18 protein-coding genes are annotated in these 19,042 nt (G+C 50.8%); 5 read left to right on the top strand and 13 right to left on the bottom strand.

All coding sequences use genetic code 11. The annotated features are described in order from the left end of the window. Window positions 1–81 (top strand): IS3 family transposase, encoded by an 81-nt coding sequence (locus KJS42_RS23355; protein ID WP_368858221.1) that lies wholly within the window; start codon window positions 1–3, stop codon window positions 79–81. 92 nt (window positions 82–173) lie between these two features. Here KJS42_RS23355 and KJS42_RS12390 read toward each other — a convergent pair whose 3' ends face one another. From KJS42_RS12390 to KJS42_RS12380, 3 genes are all read right to left on the bottom strand, one after another. Beyond that, entirely contained in the window at window positions 174–896 is a 723-nt protein-coding gene (locus tag KJS42_RS12390; RefSeq protein ID WP_213623009.1) for an amino acid ABC transporter ATP-binding protein, read from the bottom strand. Further along, the gene (locus tag KJS42_RS12385; protein ID WP_155605916.1) at window positions 883–1,545 is read right to left on the bottom strand and encodes an amino acid ABC transporter permease; all 663 of its coding nucleotides are present in this window, start codon (window positions 1,543–1,545) and stop codon (window positions 883–885) included. Before KJS42_RS12385 ends, KJS42_RS12390 begins: the two co-directional genes overlap by 14 nt. Before the next feature lie 96 nt (window positions 1,546–1,641). Continuing rightward, window positions 1,642–2,493 (bottom strand): transporter substrate-binding domain-containing protein, encoded by an 852-nt coding sequence (locus tag KJS42_RS12380; RefSeq protein ID WP_155605915.1) that lies wholly within the window; start codon window positions 2,491–2,493, stop codon window positions 1,642–1,644. Between the two features lie 277 nt (window positions 2,494–2,770). Between KJS42_RS12380 and KJS42_RS12375 the strand changes: the two genes are divergently transcribed. After that, the gene (locus KJS42_RS12375; RefSeq protein ID WP_213623008.1) at window positions 2,771–4,519 is read left to right on the top strand and encodes an alpha-glycosidase; all 1,749 of its coding nucleotides are present in this window, start codon (window positions 2,771–2,773) and stop codon (window positions 4,517–4,519) included. A 28-nt stretch (window positions 4,520–4,547) separates the two neighbouring features. Here the strand turns inward: KJS42_RS12375 and glgA are convergent, their stop codons facing one another. Beyond that, window positions 4,548–5,978 carry a glycogen synthase GlgA gene (gene glgA / locus KJS42_RS12370; protein ID WP_213623007.1) on the bottom strand — a complete coding sequence of 477 codons (1,431 nt, stop codon included), beginning with the start codon at window positions 5,976–5,978 and terminating at the stop codon, window positions 4,548–4,550. Beyond that, window positions 5,975–7,858: a 1,4-alpha-glucan branching protein GlgB gene (gene glgB, locus KJS42_RS12365; RefSeq protein ID WP_244868467.1), complete on the bottom strand. Its 1,884-nt coding sequence runs from the start codon at window positions 7,856–7,858 to the stop codon at window positions 5,975–5,977. The genes glgA and glgB overlap by 4 nt, the downstream gene beginning before the upstream one ends. A gap of 230 nt (window positions 7,859–8,088) precedes the next feature. Between glgB and KJS42_RS12360 the strand changes: the two genes are divergently transcribed. Continuing rightward, window positions 8,089–9,309 carry a glucose-1-phosphate adenylyltransferase gene (locus KJS42_RS12360; RefSeq protein WP_155605912.1) on the top strand — a complete coding sequence of 407 codons (1,221 nt, stop codon included), beginning with the start codon at window positions 8,089–8,091 and terminating at the stop codon, window positions 9,307–9,309. Window positions 9,310–9,397: 88 nt separating this feature from the next. Here the strand turns inward: KJS42_RS12360 and KJS42_RS12355 are convergent, their stop codons facing one another. The 6 genes from KJS42_RS12355 to KJS42_RS12330 all read right to left on the bottom strand — a co-directional run bounded on the left by KJS42_RS12355 (window position 9,398) and on the right by KJS42_RS12330 (window position 15,438). Then, entirely contained in the window at window positions 9,398–9,940 is a 543-nt protein-coding gene (locus KJS42_RS12355) for a GNAT family N-acetyltransferase (RefSeq protein ID WP_213623005.1), read from the bottom strand. Between the two features lie 37 nt (window positions 9,941–9,977). Next, entirely contained in the window at window positions 9,978–11,420 is a 1,443-nt protein-coding gene (locus KJS42_RS12350; RefSeq protein ID WP_155605910.1) for a sensor histidine kinase, read from the bottom strand. Beyond that, window positions 11,417–12,115, bottom strand: a complete 699-nt coding sequence (locus tag KJS42_RS12345) for a response regulator transcription factor (RefSeq protein WP_059042890.1) — start codon at window positions 12,113–12,115, stop codon at window positions 11,417–11,419. The genes KJS42_RS12350 and KJS42_RS12345 overlap by 4 nt, the downstream gene beginning before the upstream one ends. A gap of 27 nt (window positions 12,116–12,142) precedes the next feature. Further along, window positions 12,143–13,369: a hypothetical protein gene (locus KJS42_RS12340; protein WP_244868459.1), complete on the bottom strand. Its 1,227-nt coding sequence runs from the start codon at window positions 13,367–13,369 to the stop codon at window positions 12,143–12,145. Between the two features lie 44 nt (window positions 13,370–13,413). Next, a complete protein-coding gene (locus KJS42_RS12335; RefSeq protein WP_155605908.1) occupies window positions 13,414–14,148 on the bottom strand; it encodes a phosphonate ABC transporter ATP-binding protein in 735 nt (244 codons plus the stop codon). A 90-nt stretch (window positions 14,149–14,238) separates the two neighbouring features. After that, entirely contained in the window at window positions 14,239–15,438 is a 1,200-nt protein-coding gene (locus tag KJS42_RS12330) for an MFS transporter (protein WP_244868458.1), read from the bottom strand. A 166-nt stretch (window positions 15,439–15,604) separates the two neighbouring features. Between KJS42_RS12330 and KJS42_RS12325 the strand changes: the two genes are divergently transcribed. Further along, window positions 15,605–16,522 carry an ArsR family transcriptional regulator gene (locus KJS42_RS12325; protein WP_213623003.1) on the top strand — a complete coding sequence of 306 codons (918 nt, stop codon included), beginning with the start codon at window positions 15,605–15,607 and terminating at the stop codon, window positions 16,520–16,522. A 101-nt stretch (window positions 16,523–16,623) separates the two neighbouring features. After that, window positions 16,624–17,391: an HAD family hydrolase gene (locus KJS42_RS12320; RefSeq protein WP_213623002.1), complete on the top strand. Its 768-nt coding sequence runs from the start codon at window positions 16,624–16,626 to the stop codon at window positions 17,389–17,391. A gap of 22 nt (window positions 17,392–17,413) precedes the next feature. Here the strand turns inward: KJS42_RS12320 and KJS42_RS12315 are convergent, their stop codons facing one another. Together KJS42_RS12315 and KJS42_RS12310 are read right to left on the bottom strand one after the other, a co-directional pair. Then, on the bottom strand, window positions 17,414–17,905 hold the full coding sequence (locus KJS42_RS12315; protein ID WP_213623001.1) for a DUF4358 domain-containing protein: 492 nt from the start codon (window positions 17,903–17,905) through the stop codon (window positions 17,414–17,416). Next, window positions 17,905–19,041, bottom strand: a complete 1,137-nt coding sequence (locus KJS42_RS12310) for a DHHW family protein (RefSeq protein WP_244868457.1) — start codon at window positions 19,039–19,041, stop codon at window positions 17,905–17,907. The genes KJS42_RS12315 and KJS42_RS12310 overlap by 1 nt, the downstream gene beginning before the upstream one ends. Window position 19,042 lies beyond the last annotated feature (1 nt).

The raw sequence follows: 19,042 nt of genomic DNA, 5'->3' as shown, positions 1-19,042 counted from the left end.
ATCCACTTTTACAATTACGAACGATTACAGAGAAAATTAAACGGCCTCAGTCCGATGGAGTATAGGACCAAGGCCGCCTAATTGAGCTTTTATTTTTTATACTGTCTACTTGACGGGGTGCAGTTCAATCTATCTTTTCGGACGGTCTATTGCGTCATATTTTCAACAACCTCTTAGAGCACCTTGCTCAGGAAATCTTTGGTCCGCTGATTCTGCGGCGATCCAAAGACCTCTTGCGGCGTTCCCTGCTCGAGGATCACGCCTTGATCCATAAACAGGATGCGGTCGCCAACTTCACGGGCAAACCCCATCTCGTGCGTAACGATAACCATCGTCATGCCCCGTTCCGCCAGGTTCTTCATGACATCGAGCACCTCCCCGACCATTTCCGGGTCCAACGCCGATGTCGGCTCGTCAAATAGCATGACATGCGGTTCCATGGCCAGCGCGCGAGCAATCGCAATCCGTTGCTTCTGGCCCCCGGACAACTGGGCTGGATATACGTCCCGCTTATCTTCCAAGCCCACGGTGTGAAGCAGATCCATCGCGATCGCTTCCGCCTTGCTCTTGTCGAGTTTTCTCACGCGAATCGGAGCTAACGTAATGTTGTTGATCACGGTTTTGTGCGGAAATAGGTTAAAATGCTGGAACACCATCCCCATTTTCTCGCGGGTTTTATTAATGTCGTGTCTCTTGCCGGTGATCGACGCGCCTTCAAACGTAATCTCGCCTTCGGTCGGAACCTCGAGCAGATTCAGACAACGGAGGAAGGTACTTTTTCCCGATCCGCTGGGACCGATCACGACGACGACTTCCCCTTTGGAGATTTCTAGGTCGATTCCGCGCAAAATATGCAGTTGACCGAATTTTTTATGCAAGCCTTTAACGGTGATCACTGGTCTTCAACTTCCTTTCGAACACGCTCAAAATACGGGACAGCGTGAATGTCAGAATAAAGTACATGATGGCGATGATCAGATAAGGCGTCATCCCGTCGTACGTGATCGTGACGACCGATTGCGCTTGATAAATGAGCTCGGCCGTACCGATAATTGAAACGATCGACGATTCTTTAATGATGGTGATAAATTCATTGCCGATCGCGGGAAGCACCGATTTGATCGCTTGCGGAATAATGATATGGCGCATGGCCATCCCTTTCGTCATCCCCAGAGAACGTGCCGCTTCCCCTTGTCCGCGGTCGACGCCTTGAATGCCGGCACGGAAAATCTCCGCCAGATAGGCGGAACTGTTAATCGACAACGTAATCGCCCCGGATTGTATCGGCGTGAAGTTCACGTCAAACACAAACGCAAATCCGTAGTGAATAATCAAGAGCTGAACCATCATCGGCGTGCCGCGCAGAAATTCGACCCAGGCATGGCCAAGAAATCGAACAATCCCCCAAGGAGACATGCGAATTAATGCGATTAATAATCCAAGAATAAAGCCGCAAAACACGCTTATTGCTGCCAAGAGCAGCGTATACTGCACGCCGGCCAAGAAGTAACTGCGGTATTCCATAAACATCGATATTAAGTCCATAACGCCTTTCTTCCTCCTCCTTTACCTCAAACCCTTACGCAAAAAAACAGAAAATAGCGAAATGGCTTCGCTATTTTCTGCAGATGGATACCGTGATTATTTCTCGGCCAGCGCGCTCGCTTCGGCAACGAATTGATCGATGCTGCCAGCGCTAATCAAGCGATCGAGCGTTGTATTCACTTGATCCAACAGCTCCTGGTTGCCTTTCTTGATGCCGATCACGTAACCATCATCTTCAGTCACCGGTTTAGCATCCGTGATCACCAGGCCTTTCACGTTCTTCACGAACGATTCAGCAACCGGTCCTTCCAGAATGGCTGCATCAACACGGTTTGTGTTTAGCTGCATAATGATATCGTTGATTTTACCCAGCGAAGTCAATTGAGCGTTCGGGATTTCTTTAGCCATATCTTCTTGAATGGAACCTTGCTGAACGCCGATTTTAGCGCCTTCCAGCGATTCCATCGTGTTGAATTTATCTTTGTCCGCTTCACGGGTCACAACAGCCTGCTCGGCTTTGTAGTAAATTTTCGACATATCGATTTGTTCGGCACGTTCTGGAGTCGGGCTCAACCCCGAGATGACGAGATCAACGCGTCCACTCGACAGCTCATTCAGCAGGGTGTCGAATTTCAAGTCTTTGATCTCCAGCTCAGCGCCCATATCCTTAGCGATTTCTTTGGCGATCTCGACGTCAAAACCAACGATTTCGTCTTCGCCTTTGTCATTCTTAATGTGGAACTCGTACGGCGGGAAGTCAGCGCTCATGCCGACGACCAGCTTCTTAGCCGGTTCGGTTTGTTCTCCGCCCGCTTGGGTTTCGTTTTGGTTCGCGGCTTGACCGGCGTTGTTCGCCGTGTTCCCGCTGTTATTTTTTTCCTGACCGCAAGCGGCCAGCACCAAAGTTACCATCATGACTGCTATGAATAACATGCCCCATTTTTTCATGGATCTCTCTCCTGTTCTGCTTCGATATTTTCGTTCTAAGATGATTACTGGGCTAATTATAAATCAGAATGCATATATATGCAAAACAATTTTCATAGCATTCATCATATTTTCACAGTTCCGACTTAAGTCGTCCCTAGAGATTCCCATTTATCATACTTTGGTCAATTTGTTGAATATTTATGTTTCGCTTCGGGTTCATGCTCCGCATCCCGTTTGGGAATAATGAACTCTATAACGATCGATCACGAGTATTCACGAGAGGAGGCGCCAAACCGTGCTGCTTGAAGCGCTCTACCACGTTCCCCGGGATAAATGGGCTTATGCTTACGACCCCATGACGATCCACCTCCGCATCCGGACCAAACGGGATGATGTTGAACAGGTTTACGCGATGACCGGGGACAAATACGACTGGGCGGGAACTTACCAGGAACTGCCGATGGAAAAAGCGGCTCATGACCGCATGTTCGACTATTGGGAGGTTGCTGTGCGTCCCAAATATAAACGCCTTTCCTATGCCTTTAAGCTCACCGCCGGGACGGAAACGGTATACCTGCTGGACGCAGGAATTCAATCGGAGGCCCCCCATCCGCCCGGCGAATGCTTCGAGTTCCCGTATATCCACGAAATTGAAGTGGTCAGGGTACCGGAATGGGCGAAGCAGGCCGTTTTTTATCAGATCATGCCGGAGCGGTTCGCCAATGGAGATCCGTCCAATGATCCGAAACCGGTGGAGGCTTGGGGAGGCAAGCCAACCCGTGATAATTACTTTGGCGGCGACTTGCAAGGGATCATCGACCATTTGGACGATTTAACGGATTTAGGTGTCACGGCGCTTTACCTGACCCCTCTGTTTACGGCGCCCTCCAATCATAAATACGATATTGTGGATTACAAGCAGATTGATCCTCACTTCGGCGACAATGCTTTGCTGAAAACCCTGGTGGAGCGTTGTCACGAAAGAGGAATTCGGGTTGTGCTGGACGCGGTATTTAATCATTGCGGCGAGCATTTCCCTCCGTTTCAAGATGTGCTCAAAAACGGCGAAGCTTCGCCCTATTCCGGCTGGTTTCACGTAAACCGCTTCCCGGTAAAAGTAGAAAACGGGGTACCTACTTATGATACGTTTGGTTTTTTTCCCAATATGCCAAAATTTAATACGGCCAACCCTGATTTGAAAAATTATTTGCTAGGCGTCGCCGAATATTGGATTAAGGAAATCAAATTAGATGGTTGGCGGCTGGATGTAGCGAATGAAATCGATCATCCGTTTTGGCGCGAATTTCGGCAAATCGTGAAACAAGCGAATCCGGAGGCTTATCTGATCGGAGAAGTGTGGAGCGATTCGTTGAATTGGCTGCTGGGAGATCAATTCGATTCCGTGATGAATTACCCGTTTGCCGATAAAGTGCTAGAATTTTTTACTGGAGGGGTCGACGGAGCCGCCTTCTCCGATGAGATGGGTTCGCTGATCATGCGATATCCGCATCAAACGAATGAAGTCGTCTTTAATATGCTGGGGAGCCACGACACTCCGCGCCTGCTAACCCGTGTCGGTGGCGACAAGCGAAAGCTCAAGTTATGCGTCGTGTTTCTCTTTACCTATATTGGGACGCCTTGTGTGTTTTACGGCGATGAAATTGGACTCACCGGCGATGGAGATCCGGACTGCCGTAAATGTATGGAATGGGACCGCAGCAAGCAGGATCGTGAGCTCTATGATTTCTACAAGCTGATGATCGAGCTGCGCAAGCGGCATACCGCTCTCCGTCACGGCCGTTTTCGGTTTTTGCATGCCGATCCGGGGGATCCCAGTATCATTTACGAACGTATGGACGAGCACATGCATTTTACGGTTTGGATGAACAATACGCCGAAGGCGGTTACCTTAACGCATCCCATGCAGACGAGCGATTGGCGGGATGCCCTGACCGAAGAAGCGGTGGCGCCGGCGAATGGGATCATGAACATCTCACTCGAAGCCTACGGTTTTCGAATCCTGTACCGACACATTCAAAATTAACAAAAGGAAAAGCGGACGCAAACGTCCGCTATTTCTTTAGGCTTTCGTAAATTTGGATATATTGCCGAGCCGAGGCATCCCATCCGTAATCGCCGGCAAAGGCATTCGCTGTGATCTGGCTCCAATGCTCGGGCTTATGATAAAAGGACAACGCCCTGCGCAGCGTATGCAGCATGTCATGTGCGTTGTAATTGCGGAATGAGAAGCCGTTGCCTTCTCCCGTAAACTCGTTATAGGACTGCACCGTATCGTTCAAACCTCCGGTTTCCCGCACGACGGGGATCGTTCCGTATCGGAGCGCCAGCAATTGACTGATCCCGCAAGGCTCGAACCGCGAAGGCATAAGGAACAAATCGCTGCCGGCGTAGATGCGTCGGGACAACGCGTCGCTAAATTTAATTTGGACCGCCAGCTTTCCCGGGTGACGGGTTGCCGCTTCCCGGAACCAGTCTTCATAAGCGCGATCCCCTGTGCCCAGCAGCACGAATTGAACTTCATTTTCGCTTAGCCATTCATCCAGCACCCGAGTGACTAAATCCAGTCCTTTGGGTTCGACCAGACGGGTGACCATCGAAACAAGCGGTGTTTCCGGTGCTTCCGGCAACCCGAGTTCCCGCTGGAGCACCGGTTTATTGGCTCTCTTCTGCTCCAGACTGCGGCCGTAGCGAGCAAATAGCTCCAGATCCGTCTCCGGGTCGTAGGCCCGAGCATCGATCCCGTTCACGATTCCCGATAACCGTCCGCCCAGCGAGCGAAGCAAGCCGTCCAACCCGTAGCCGTAATGCTCGGTCTTGATCTCCTCCGCATATGTCGGACTCACCGTTGTCACATGGTCGGCATAGACGAGACCGGCTTTCATGAAGCTGACGTTGCCGTAGTACTCCACCCCGTCTGGCGTGAAATAATCCCAAGGGAGCCCTAGCAAATCCCCCAGCACCCCTTCCGGAAAAATCCCCTGGTACAGCAAATTATGTACCGTATAGACAGTTCGAATGTTCCGGTATTCCGGCCGATTGTGGTAATGCTCCCTCAGAAGCAGCGGAATCATCGCCGTATGCCAGTCATGGCAATGGATCACATCCGGAACGAACCCGATCAGCGGAAGCAGCTCGAGCACGGCCCGATCCAAGAACGCAAACCGTTCGCCATCATCCCAATGCCCATAAACCCCTTCCCTGCCATAATAATCCTCATTATCGATCATGTACACGGGGATCCCTTCCCAGATCAGTCGAGAAACGCCGCCATACTTGTTCCGCCAACCGACCGGAACTTCACCGGTACCTAGATGCTCCAAACGTTCACGATATACTTGCGGCAGCTCGCGGTATCTTGGCATAACAATCCTCACGTCATGACCAGCCTCAATCAACGCCTTCGGCAAAGCGCCGATCACGTCGGCCAAACCTCCGGTTTTGATGAATGGTGCGACTTCTGCCGCGGCAAATAAGATCTTCATCCTTTCGCCCTCCTTCTTGGCACTTGGCGCTTCCATACCGTCAGGCTCAGCGGAGGAAGCGTAACGATTATGCTTTGGGATTGCCCGTTCCAAGGCGTTCCTTCACTGAGCGCTGGCTCTGGCTGCAGGTCGCCTGATCCGCCGAAAATAGCATCATCGCTATTGAAAGCAAGTTCGTATCGTCCTGGCAGCGGAACGCCAACACGGTAACCGGTTCTTTCCACGGGCTGATAATTCAGCATCACAAGCAGCCAATCTTGCGGTTCTATTCCTTTTCGCACATAAGCTATTACGCTTTGCTTGTCGTCGTCCGGGATGATCCACTGATACCCCTCGGGCTCATGATCCAGCTCCCAAAGCGCCCGTTCCTGCCGATAGAAACGGTTTAACGCCTGGCAATAGCTTTGAACGTTCCGGTGAGCCTCATATTCAAGCAGAAACCAATCCAGTTCACCCTGATCCCGCCATTCGATAAATTGACCAAATTCACCGCCCATAAATATCAGTTTTTTCCCCGGAGTGGTCAGCTGATACCCAAGCAACAGGCGAAGTCCGGCAAATTTTTGTTCATAAGTACCTGGCATTTTATCCAGCAGCGATTTTTTGCCATGCACGACCTCGTCATGGGATAACGGCAGCGTGAAGTTCTCCGAATAGGTATACCAGATTGGAAACGTAAGCAGATGATGGCGATTAGGCCTCTCTTCAAATGGGGTTTCGAAATAATCCAGCGTGTCGTTCATCCAGCCCATATTCCATTTGTAATTAAATCCGAGACCGCCGTGGTGCACGGGTGCCGTAACCATCGGCCAAGCGCTGGACTCTTCGGCCATCATCAAGGCATGCGGGAAATAGCGAAATACCGCGGTATTTAATTGCCGCAGGAAATCGATCGCCTCCAGATTCTCGCTGCCGCCGTGTTCATTACGCGCTGCCGCCCAGGAAGGTTTCTCGAAATCGAGCCGGATCATACTGGTGACGGCATCCACTCTGAGCCCGTCAAAATGAAACATTTCAAGCCAATATATCGCACTCGAGATTAAAAAAGAACGAACTTCCGGTTTACTAAAGTCAAAACTGAGCGTTCCCCATCCAGGTTTCTCCGCCTTTGCCGGGTCCGTATACTCATACAGCGGCGTTCCATCAAAAAGACGCAAGCCATGATCGTCCTTCGTAAAATGACCCGGCACCCAATCGAGCAGCACGCCGATCCCGGACTGATGACAATGATCCACGAAATGCATCAAATCCTGCGGCTCGCCGTATCGACTGGTCGGTGCAAAATACCCGGTAGCCTGATATCCCCAGGATAAATCATACGGGTGCTCGCAAAGCGGCATGATTTCGATATGAGTGTATCCCATATTTTTCACATAAGGAATTATCAAATCGGCCATTTCTCGATAGGAGTAATACGTTCCGTCGGACCGTTGTTTCCAAGTGCCAAAATGCAACTCATAAATGTTTAGGGGTTGTCCGTAAGGTGCGCTCCGGCTTTGAATCCAATTACCGTCACCCCATTCGTAATGATCGAGCGAGGTGACGATTGAAGCCGTATTCGGCCTCACTTCGGCGTAGAAGGCATAGGGGTCCGCTTTGTAACAGGTCTCCCCATTCGGTCCGGTAATTGCGAACTTGTAAAAACTTCCAACCTGAACATTCGGAAAAAAACGAGTCCAAATTCCCGAATCGGGTATCTTATATAGTACATCACGCGTCCCCTTCCAACCGTTCCAGTCGGCGACAACGGCGACTTGGCATGCATTCGGGGCCCAAACGGTAAAGCGGACACCGCGTCTCTCCCCTTCGACTGCGGGATGAGCGCCAAACGTGCGGTAGCTTTGATAAAGCGTCCCTTCGCAGAACAAATAAATATCCATTGGGGATACAGCAGAAGCCCATGAAGATTCGGACCCGGAATCGAACAAATATGTCACCGCCTTTACATGATATGAAAAGAATTCAAGAAACATTAGAAATTCAAAAAAAATTTCAGTATTTACAATGAAATGATGTAATATTTTCGTTCGTTTTCCATAATTTATTCCAACTACATTATATCCTTTAATGTATGTGCTACACAGTCAAAAACATACGGGAGGGAAATGAAATGAGGAAAAAGGACTGTATTGCCATGCTTCTTGCAGGCGGGGAAGGACGGCGCTTGTCTCCGCTGACCACCAAGCAGGCGAAACCGGCCGTGCACTTTGGCGGACAATACCGGATCATCGATTTTCCTCTCAGCAACTGCGTGAATTCAGGGATCGACACGATTGGCGTGCTCACGCAATACGAAGCAGCTTCGCTTCACGAGCATATCGGCGAAGGCGAACCCTGGAAGCTAACGCACTCGGAGGACGGCGGGATCACTTTACTGCCCGCGTTTCGGGAAGGTGTGGAGGAATATGCGGGAACGGCGGACGCCATTTACAAGAACATGGCATTCGTCGACGGCCATTCGCCCAAATACGTCCTTATCCTTTCGGGAGACCATATTTATCATATGGACTACCGTCGCATGCTGGAGTTTCACCTGAATCACCAAGCCAAAGCAACGATTTCTGTGATGCCAGTGCCCTGGGAAGAAGCCCATCGCTTTGGGGTTATGTCCAGGGATGAACGGAACCGCATCACCGAATTCGCGGAGAAACCTCCGCAACCAACCAGCAATCTTGCTTCCATGGGGATCTATTTATTCGAGTGGGATTTCCTGAAGCGACAGTTGGAGGAAGATGCGGCCAATCCCCACTCCAGCCATGACTTCGGCAAGGATTTGATTCCGAAAATGCTGGCGGGAAGCGAACCGCTGCACGCTTATGAGTTTCAGGGATATTGGCGAGATGTGGGAACCGTTCAAAGTCTGTGGGAAGCGCATATGGATTTGCTCGCCGAATCATCCGAATGGAAGCTTCATCGGGAGGATTGGCCAATGTTTACGCGAGAGCGGCCGGGCCTTCAGGGGTTTGGCAAAAAACGCAACACCCTAGCGCCCCACTCTCTCGTCCATGATCATTGTTCACTCGAAGGATTCGCAGAACGTTCAGTGATCTTCGGCGGAACGGAAATCGGTCGGTATTCTCGCATTAAAGACAGCATCATCATGCCTGGTGCTAAAATTGGCCGCAACGTCCAGATCGAGCGAGCCATCATCGGCGAAGGAGCCGTCGTCAAGGATGGGGCAATAATCAAAGCAGAACCCGCAGAAATCAACGTTATCGCGCCATACGAGACTGTGTATGCGAAGCCGATGAATCGGCCTCAACCGTCCCGTTTGCTTCAGGAGGTCTACGACAACGCTCCTCGGCTACGGGCCGAGGGTTTGCTCTCCTGACATGACAAAGGGGCCGCTTCGAAAGAATCTAGAGAAGATCTTTCGAGGGCGGCCTCTTTTGGCATACCTTAGTACCGACATCTTGTCGTTAGCTTTGTAAAAATAAATCGGAATCCAATTGATATAAATTAAACTCGCGCCCGTTTAAGCTGCCCGTTCCTTGGGGTTGAAACCCCAGGCTTTGGTACAACCGGTTTAGCTTCAGGTTCTGGTTCCAACAATCCAGCCGTAAGCCGGTGCGCTGCAGTGATTTGGACCGCTTGGCTGCATATCGCAATAGGTCGCTGCCTAGCCCGCGCCCGCGGTAAGGCAAACGGATCGTCAGTCGGTGCAAATAGCTGTATCCGGGGACATTTCGTTCCCCCCAGTAGTCCGGGTCGGAGTCCTGCAAGGTAAACATCGCCGCCACTTCTCCTTCGGCATGCAGCAGGTAAATCTCCCGCATTTCGTAATACGACCGAATCAACTCCGGCGTGAATTGCTGCGGATTCCATTGCTTAACCCCGTTCTCTTGCATCCAGCTAGCGGCCTCAACCAAAATCCGCCGAACCTCTTCCAAATCATCTTCTCCAGCTAAAGAAACGTTGAATATACCCTGAGCCGTTTCCAGTGTATCGATCAATTTATTCAATGTAGGTTCCTCCTCTACCAAACGATCAATTGGCTTATCACTGGGTCTGCGTCCCGACCGGAGTGCCTTTGGTTTGATTGTCACTGAGCAGCGGCAACGTGACCGACACGGTTGTCCCGACGCCTAATTCGCTATGAATCTCCATTGCCCCATGATGCAGTTCAACCAACTGCTGACTGATCGCCAGTCCCAGCCCGGTACCGCCTCCCTGGTGATTCACCTGGAAGAATCGATCTTTTACCTTGTTCAGATACTCCTCGCTGATGCCTATCCCGGTATCGATGACTTCGACCCGCACACGTTCGTTCTCCACGCGGCTAATGACGAGATGGATCCAGCTTTGCTCATGGGAGAATTTAATCGCATTGTCCACCACATTCAGGAACACCTGCTTCAAGCGGTTGCCGTCCCCGCTGACGATGGCGCTGCCCTCGGTTTTGTCCTCGAGTTTCAATTGAATTTGCTTCTGCTCCGCCTTGGCCCAGACATTCAACATCGTTTCCTGAAGCAGTTCCTTGAGGTTCACCTCGCCGATCACCAGCTTCATTTCATTGGATTGCAATTTCGAGAAATCAAGGATCTCTTCGACGAGACCGATTAGGCGGTCCGTTTCCTTGGCGATGATCCCCATCCCAATTTTCGTTTCCTCTGGATCGAAGCCGCCGGAGGTTAACGTTTCGCTCCAACCTTTAATCCCCGTCAGCGGCGTGCGTAACTCATGCGAAATCGAGGAAATGAAATCGTCCTTGATCTGATTGCTGCGAACAATTTCTTCGGCCATATAATTTAGGGTCGAAGCCAACTCGCCCAATTCATATCGATAATTCCCCTTGATTCGCGCATCGAATTTACCTCTGGCCATCTGTGCCGATACCGCACGGATATTATTAATGGGTCTGACGATCGAATTGGCCAAGCCGATACTAAACAGCGTAACCAAAGCCAGTACGGCCGCCGAAACGGCGATGGACATAAACGTTAAATTCAACAGCTTGGAATTCACCGACTCCATCGAAGTGACGTAGCGGACGATATATTGCGTTTGCCCTTGAATTTGCAACGGTCTCGAAACAGCCATAACCAATTCCCCGGTCGCTGTCTGACGCCCAATCCACTTCCCGACGCTGCCGGCTAACGCTTGCGGAACATCGCTGGTTTGTATCGCTTTGTCCGCTTGGAATGCGTTGGTGCTCGCCTTGACCTCGCCGCTGCGATCCAGAATCATCAGTTCCGTGTTATCGAGCTCAAAGGTACGCAGCATCTCCGTAAAATAGTCCGGATCCCCTTCCGCATTCAGCCGGACGAACTTCTGAAAGTAATCGGAAGCCCACATCGAATGATTGGACATATGGTTATAGATCGTATCGTAATAGTACATGCGAATGGCCAGCGTAAAAATGACCTCCACCATAAACAAGGTTACGAATACGACGATGAAATAGTGTAAGACGATTTGCCGCCCAATCCCTTTCTTGATCATTGTCCCTCGCCTTTCCACTTATAACCGTGCCCCCACACGGTTTGCAGGAAAGCCGGTTCGGACGGATTGGTTTCGATTTTTTGCCGCAAACGGCGAATGTTCACGTCCACGATCTTCGGATCGCCCATATACTCCTTGCCCCACACATGATCCAGGAGCAAATCGCGGCTGAGCGGCGTATTCTCCTTCTCCAGGAAGAATTGGATCAACGAAAACTCGGTTGGAGTCAGCTCGATCAGCTGACCGTTCTTCTTGAACTGTTTAGAGATTAAATCCAGCGTAAATGGTCCGGAGGTAAACGTGACCTTCGCACTGCTCTCACGGTAAACGTTCACTCGGCGCAGCAAGGACTGGATCCGTGCGATCAACTCGGTTGGGCTAAACGGCTTGCTGACATGATCATCCGCGCCGACGGACAAGGCGTACACCTTATCCTGCTCCTGGACTTTGGCCGTTAGAAAAATAATCCCGATCCGTTCGTTCGTCTCGCGGATGCGGCGGCACACCTCAAACCCGTCGATCCCCGGCACCATCACATCGAGGAGCGCGATGTCGATGTCTGGGACACTCTGCAGCTTGCTTAACGCTTCATTGCCGTCCGCCGCCTCAAGGACATCAAAGCCGTTGCGTTTCAAGTTAATGACGATAAAGCTGCGGATAGACTCTTCGTCCTCCAAAATCAGCACTTTACTCAATTTGCTTGCCCCCTCTTAAAAAACGGCTTAACGCTTGATCTCCGTCTCGCCTTTATTAACCTTCAAATCCGTATGGCTGAGGAACCCGATGACCTTATCGGCGTCCCGCGCGAGCAGATCCCAATCCGTTTTGTTCCGTTCCCATTCCGACAGTGTGAAGAAGCGGATCTCTGCGACCGGTTCGTTCGTGTCGGTTTTGACAAAAATCAAGTGCTCGTTTTTGTCCGATTTCGTATCGATCGTCACATTCCCTTGCCATTCTTTCGGGAAGTTGAAGTAAAAACGTCCGGCCATATCCATGTACTGCTGCATCACGAATTTGAGACCCTCTTTCTCCTCCCATTGATAATACGAAAACAGCCATGGAATTTCATCGAATGAAATATATTCCCAGCCCTTCGGCTTCTCCAGCATGCCGATCTCCAGCAGGCCGTCGTTATTCACATCCCCGCTGAGGATTGGGTATCCCTTTAACGTCATATCTTGCGAAGGAAGCAAATTGATAAGCTGCCCTTCCTTCATGACGATCACCGTTGAGAAAGCGGAGTGGGTTCCGACGGTAGCATCAAGAATTATCCCTTTGAGGTTTCGCGTGATATTCCCGCTGACCGCATTATAGTACTCGCTGATGGGATCGTCGAGTTCCAGATGGCTCAATTCTTTAAAAGAACCGTCATATTGGTAAGTCGTTACCGTCGCATATTGCTCCCGCTTCAAATTCACGACCGTAATGTCCGGGATCTCGTCCTTATTCAAATCGTCTACCATAAAATAATGATAAGGCAACGCGATCGCCTTCTCGACTTCAATACCATCGTAAGTATATACGGTTAACCCTTTTTGAAGTTCCTCGGAACCACTGGAGAAGCCCGCGATGATCTCCAGTTTGCCGTCGCCGTTCAAGTCAAGCAGATCAAACGTTTCGAGCACCTGGCCCTCGCCGTCGAATCGTACCTTCAGCACCCAGGAGTTCCCCTGATGCTCCAGGATCATCCCGTGAATCCGCACCGCTTCATCCGGCGTTTCATAGAATACCACCGCTTCTTTAATCCCGTCGTTGTTCAGATCGGGCGTCCGGATGGAGCTGATGTTGCGGACATCTCGCGGCGAGACGATTTCTCCGCCTTTCAACTCCGCCTTGATGACGCTGATCAGCGATGCGCGATCCGTGGAGAGCTGCGGGGTTTGCATTAACGATTTGGGATCGCTTATAAAACTGCAGCCGCTCAGGATCAAGAGCAAACAAGCTCCCACCCAAGCGGTTAACCTCCTTTTGGTGAACATCCTCATCACTCGTTTCATGCCAGATCAATTAGGCGTTTATCTTCCGGTGTCAAGCGACGACCGGATACGTCAAGCTTAAGTTCCCCCTGATGGAGTCCCCAGATTCGCGTACAGTAACGCTCCGCCAATTCCAACGGCAGCGCCGCAATCACGATCTTGTTCTGCTGCGTGCAGAGGTCTTTCAGCGTCTCCAACACCCGTTCCGCCGACTTGGGATCAAGACCGATCACGGGCTCGTCCGCAGCAAGAAAGCTCGCTCCGTGAACCAGCGCTCGGCAGATTGCCACGCGTTGTCGTTCACCACCGCTCAGCTTACCGGCTTTGACATGGGCTTTGTCCAGCAGACCGTATTTCTCCAGCTCGTCCATCGCTCCCATGTAATCATCAGACCGAACCATTCCGGTTAAGCGGCGCAGCAGCGGGGTTTGCCCCGCTTGTCCGATCAGGACGTTCTTCAGCGCGGTTTTTTCGGGATACATCGACGGGTTCTGTTCGAGATACGCACATTGGGAACGGTATTTCTGCGATCCGCTTCCGCCGCCTTCGATCACCTTATCCCCATTCCACGTATAATCTCCCCGGTTCCACCGTTCGCGCAACGCTAAGCAGCGAAGAAGCGTGCTTTTTCCACTGCCGCTCGCTCCGACTACCCCGATCATTTCCCCTGCACCAAACTGGACGGTGATGTCGCGGAGTACCTTCTTTTTATTCCCATCCACTGATTTCAGCAAGTGGTTGACTCTGATCATATCCGATTTCTCCTTCTACGTAAGACGCACTTTGTCAGTCATGCAATTTCCTTTACCTTTTAGTGTATTGGAAAAACCGGCGAAAATCCATTACAGCCTGTTCATATTTGCGCTTTTTTTACCAAGCTCCGGCTTAAACGCTACCCCGGACGCGGAAAACAACAAATATGCCGAACCCAACAGGATGAACAAGAGTGGCGCAGCGCCCAGTTGCATCGCGGCTCCGCCAAGATTCGGGCCAACAATGCTCCCAAAGTTGAAGTGGAAGGATGCGATGACATTGGCCACCGGAAGCAAATGGCGCGGAAGCAAATCGGCGGCGTACGCCAGACCTAGCGAGAAGAACGAGCCGACCAAGCCGCCCGCCCCCATAAACAAGAGCAATAACGCCATGAAATGGTTGCCAGCCAGCGGTACGGCCAAGAACAGCATCCCGCCGGTCAACCCTGCGGCCATCAGCACTTTCTTGCGACCGTATCGGTCGCTCAGCATACCGAGCGGGAGCTGGAGAATCAGCCCGCCGATCCCAAAGAACGGCAGCAGCGCAGCGATATCCGCGGCGCTAAGTCCTGACCGTAAGCCGTAAATCGGGAAGTTGCTGTTCATCGAAGCTTCCATATATCCGTAAAGTAGCGAAGGCAACAAGGCAAACCAAGCCAGCCGATAAATATGCGGAATTTTGCGTGGAGCACCAGGCTCCTCCTGGCGAACCGGTTCCGGCGCACGGTTTGGCAAATAAACCGCCGCAAGGAGCACGATGGCCAGAAACAGCACGGCCAAGATCACGAAAGGTACGGCATGCCCGAATTCCAGGAGCCGAATGCCCAGCGGGCCGATGCTGAAGCCAAGTCCGTAGGACATCCCGTATAACGAGATGTTCCGCCCTCTTTTTTCCGGTGGCGACACTAAAATGATCCATAATTGCGACGTAAAATGAATGGCGCTGTCTCCGATCCCCACCAGCAAACGCAAGATGAACCACAGCCGCAAATCCGAGACCAACGGAAATACGGGCAAGGCGAGCATGACGAGAACGACGCCGCCCAACAGCAGGGGCTTGAATCCGGTGCGGCGCAGCAGCTTTTCGGCAACCAGGGACATGGCGAAGGATCCTACATATAAGGCAGCCGCATGCAGCCCGTTTACAGAGGAGGAAATCCCCCTTTCTTCCATAAATATGGACAACACCGGCAGCAGCAATCCTTGGCTGAGCCCTGCGATCACGATGACAGCGATCAGGATGAATGTTGGCGGCAATAACCGATGAGTTCTTGATGACTGTAAATTCAAATGAAGCACTCCTTTATATAAAAACAAAGAAAAATCGTCAAAATACGGACGACTTTTCTCAAAGTGATCTTTTCCCGATAATCCTTAAACATTATAGTGGACAATCCCCTCCCTAACAAGCCATAATGAATCTGTATGCAATGATCTTTGGGAGGTTTGTTCTGTCATGGCCTATGATGTGAAAGTGGACCATTCCTTGGTCTACGAACTGATCAGCAGCTTTATGATATATACAACGCAAAAATGGGTGAACAATCTGGATGTAGGTCCGGAATGGATCGCTGAAATCGACGCCCGTCTCACGCCGGAAGAGCGACTGAAATTCGCTGAAGCCTCTAAGTTCCCGTTCGCCGACTACGATGTGTTATACGTTTGGGCATTGGAACGGAGCGTGGATGGAGAGGTATCCAAGTTTCTGAACGAAGTGGCAGAAACCCCCGTCGACACCCTTTATCATCGCACTAAATCCTACATTCCCTCTGTGAATAATGATGATATAGAACGGATTCGCGCCAGCTACATCCCATTATTGAATTGCTGGCAACGTCTTTATTTTGGCCTGAATGAAAACCAATTTCTCCTGCTGCTGGAGGAAGATGCTGCTGAGAAGCACACGTTGCTGCAGAAGATGGATACCGATGCATTGATCGAATACGCCTCCGGCGGTTTGGTACTGGAACCACTTAAGCCGATCACGCAGGTTGTGTTGACCCCTTCGATTCATTTTCGGCCGATTAATACATACGTCTTCTACGAAAATGTGCTGTTTATTCAGTATCCTCTGGATATCCCGGAGCTTGACGAGGATGAACCGCCTATGGTGCTCAAACGTCTGACCCGAGCGCTTGCCGAACCGCAGCGGTTGCGCCTTCTCCGCTACGTCGCCGACGAGCCGAAGTCCATGCAGGAGATGCTGACGGATCTAGGCGAGCCTAAGGAACAGTTGATGCACGACTTGATGCGGCTTCGAGTCGCTGGCTTACTGCGCATCCATCTGCTGGCTCAGGACACGGAGAAGTTCAGCATCCGACCGGACGGCGCGGCGGAGCTGCAGATGTTCCTGGAATCTTACATCCGTTTATAGCTTAGTCAGCCTATGAGCCTTTGGCGGGACGCTTGTGCTTGTGTTAGGATAGAGTTATACGTAGAGACAAGCGTTTCCTGGATAAAGGAGTGACCCATTCAATGAATAAGACCCTGCTGCAACAAGTCATTTTTGATTTGGATGATACGCTGGTTCATTGCAATAAATATTTCGATTTGATTCTGGATCAATTTGCTGACCTACTTACCGATTGGTTCAAAATGTACGGCATAACCACAGCAGAAATTCGCGAGAAACAAACGGAAATCGACGTCGCCGGCGTCCATCAGATTGGGTTTGCCAGCTCGCATTTTCCCGAGTCACTGATTGACACGTACCGACATTACGGTCAGTTGACGGGACGCAAGGTGCTCCCCAAAGAGGAAGACCGGCTAATGAAGCTAGGGCTGAGCGTATATGAGCAACCGATCGAACCCTATCCCGGTATGGTCGAAACGCTAAACCTCTTGCGCAGCCAAGGCCATGAACTCCATCTCTACACCGGCGGCGAAACCGTGATTCAGGAGCGGAAGATCGAGCAGATGCGGTTGGCCGATTATTTTCAGGACCGAATTTATATTCGCCAGCACAAAAATGTCGAGGCACTGGAAGATATTTTGCACGCGAGACAGTTTGACCGTTCCCGTACCTGGATGATCGGCAACAGCCTGCGTACCGATGTCATGCCTGCCCTTTCCGCCGGAATCAACGCGATCTATATCAAAATCCCCAATGAGTGGCTGTACAACATCGTGGAGCTCCAGCATGACGGGGATGCGGAAATGCACACGGTCACTTCGCTCGAAGAAGTCCCGCGGGTGATCTTTAATCAAATTCATCAAGTTGAACGGCAAAAACGGACCTTGTAGAGGTCCGTTTTTGATTAGCCAATCATGAAAACGTGTCGTTAAAAATCCGCTCGATAACATCCGCCTCCGCCGAGACCGCGAATAGGATGTAAAGACCTTGTGTTTTCAGAACGTGCTTCTTAACCAGATCATACTCTGCCGGACGATAATCCATGAATTTTGCGGTTTGCGCCGCAATTCTTTCTTCGATTTTCTCCATGATGTGGTCCTTCTCGCTTTCATCCTTAAGCCGGATCACCAGCAACTCGTCCGCCTTCACGTTGGAAGATGCCGTATACAGTACGAAACTCGAGACATCCTCATTCGAAAGATGATACAGCTTCTTGAATCTCTTCGCGTCACCTTGCTTCATGTTTCCTAGGTCCGCCGATTTCTGGATCCTCTCACCGACTTCGTCCGCCGACAAGTTGCCGTTTCCTCCCTCTTTCCCTGTACACCCAGTCAAGAAGCCGATGGCAAAGACCAACGTCAAAATCGCAAGGATCCGCTTTCCTCTCCATACATTTAATCGCATTATTCCATCATCTCCGCTACTTTCTGAATGGATCGATCCATAACAAACGTATTGATATTATAGAGCAGCAGCAAATCTTGGATGTTCTGAGCTCGAATCAGCGCGGCCAAATCGTCGTCGTAATAACGAAGGTCCACGATAACGATCTCGCTGAAATGTTTTGTAAGAAACGGAATTAGGCTGTTGGCGTACGAATCTTTCACGACGAGCAGCTTCCTTCCCTTCGCTTGATCCGAAGTAATCCTCGCCTGAGCATGGTTGCCGTTTAGGAAGATGGCATACTTGTCCTTCTCCTTCAAGTTCTCCATTACATATAAGGAATCCGAAGAATGCTGTTCATCGGTATACTCAACAGAAATAGGTTCTTTATCTTTCGGTAGCCATAGCTCGATTTCATCCGGCCGTATGTGTTTGAATCCACTTCTTGAATACAGCGATCCGTAAAATTGATCCGTGACCTGTCGAAGTTCAAATTCGGTTTTTGCCTGCGGATTGATTCCCATTTGCTTGCATAATTCGCGGTACGCGTAATAAGCGCCTAAGGTCGTCCAATGATGGTCCGTTCTATAGTAGAGGTACTCCTGTCGGTTGGCGAACAGAGCCGGGTATACATCAACAAACTTAATCGCCTTGCCGAGTGCATCCCGCATTTGCTTCAAAGAAGCAAGTTCATCGCCCACAGGGGCAAAATCCGGTAGCTTCTCTTTGTTTATCGATAATGAAGTAGGCGCCAGCATGACGTATGTGTGCAGGTTTGGTATAGCGGCGGCCAACGCCCGGATCGCCTTCGCGTCCTCCTCTAACCGTAACTTCGCAGGCGGTTGAAACTGCTGAATCAGATAGCCGTCTTTGCCGAGGTAAACCCCGTTGCTTTCCTTTTTCCCCAGTGCCCGTCCCGTGTCGGAGTTGACGCCGATCCAGAAGTCGCGGATAGGAAATTGATCGGACACATAATTCTCATAACCGACGGTAAATTTCCCTGAAGTCACACCATACAGTGAAAGCTTCGGCTTAGGTTCCAGCATCCTGTTTTCCTCGGGGGAAAACTTGCGGTCCGGCGTCAACCAACCCGCAACCGGCAACGCGCAAATAAATCCCAAAAAAATGATTGCCATGGCCCTCTGAACCTTTCTCAAT

Source organism: Paenibacillus sp. J53TS2 (assembly GCF_018403305.1).
GTDB classification, from domain to species: domain Bacteria; phylum Bacillota; class Bacilli; order Paenibacillales; family Paenibacillaceae; genus Fontibacillus; species Fontibacillus rhizolycopersici.
This window is presented reverse-complemented; position numbering and strand designations above follow the sequence as displayed.

Excerpts from the sequence above, each read along its gene's own strand:
- KJS42_RS12385 (WP_155605916.1), bottom strand. The coding sequence starts at position 1,545 with ATGGACTTAATATCGATGTTTATGGAATACCGCAGTTACTTCTTGGCC.
- KJS42_RS12380 (WP_155605915.1), bottom strand. The coding sequence starts at position 2,493 with ATGAAAAAATGGGGCATGTTATTCATAGCAGTCATGATGGTAACTTTG.
- glgA (WP_213623007.1), bottom strand. The coding sequence starts at position 5,978 with ATGAAGATCTTATTTGCCGCGGCAGAAGTCGCACCATTCATCAAAACC.
- glgB (WP_244868467.1), bottom strand. The coding sequence starts at position 7,858 with ATGGATATTTATTTGTTCTGCGAAGGGACGCTTTATCAAAGCTACCGC.
- KJS42_RS12360 (WP_155605912.1), top strand. The coding sequence starts at position 8,089 with ATGAGGAAAAAGGACTGTATTGCCATGCTTCTTGCAGGCGGGGAAGGA.
- KJS42_RS12350 (WP_155605910.1), bottom strand. The coding sequence starts at position 11,420 with ATGATCAAGAAAGGGATTGGGCGGCAAATCGTCTTACACTATTTCATC.
- KJS42_RS12335 (WP_155605908.1), bottom strand. The coding sequence starts at position 14,148 with ATGATCAGAGTCAACCACTTGCTGAAATCAGTGGATGGGAATAAAAAG.
- KJS42_RS12325 (WP_213623003.1), top strand. The coding sequence starts at position 15,605 with ATGGCCTATGATGTGAAAGTGGACCATTCCTTGGTCTACGAACTGATC.
- KJS42_RS12320 (WP_213623002.1), top strand. The coding sequence starts at position 16,624 with ATGAATAAGACCCTGCTGCAACAAGTCATTTTTGATTTGGATGATACG.
- KJS42_RS12315 (WP_213623001.1), bottom strand. The coding sequence starts at position 17,905 with ATGCGATTAAATGTATGGAGAGGAAAGCGGATCCTTGCGATTTTGACG.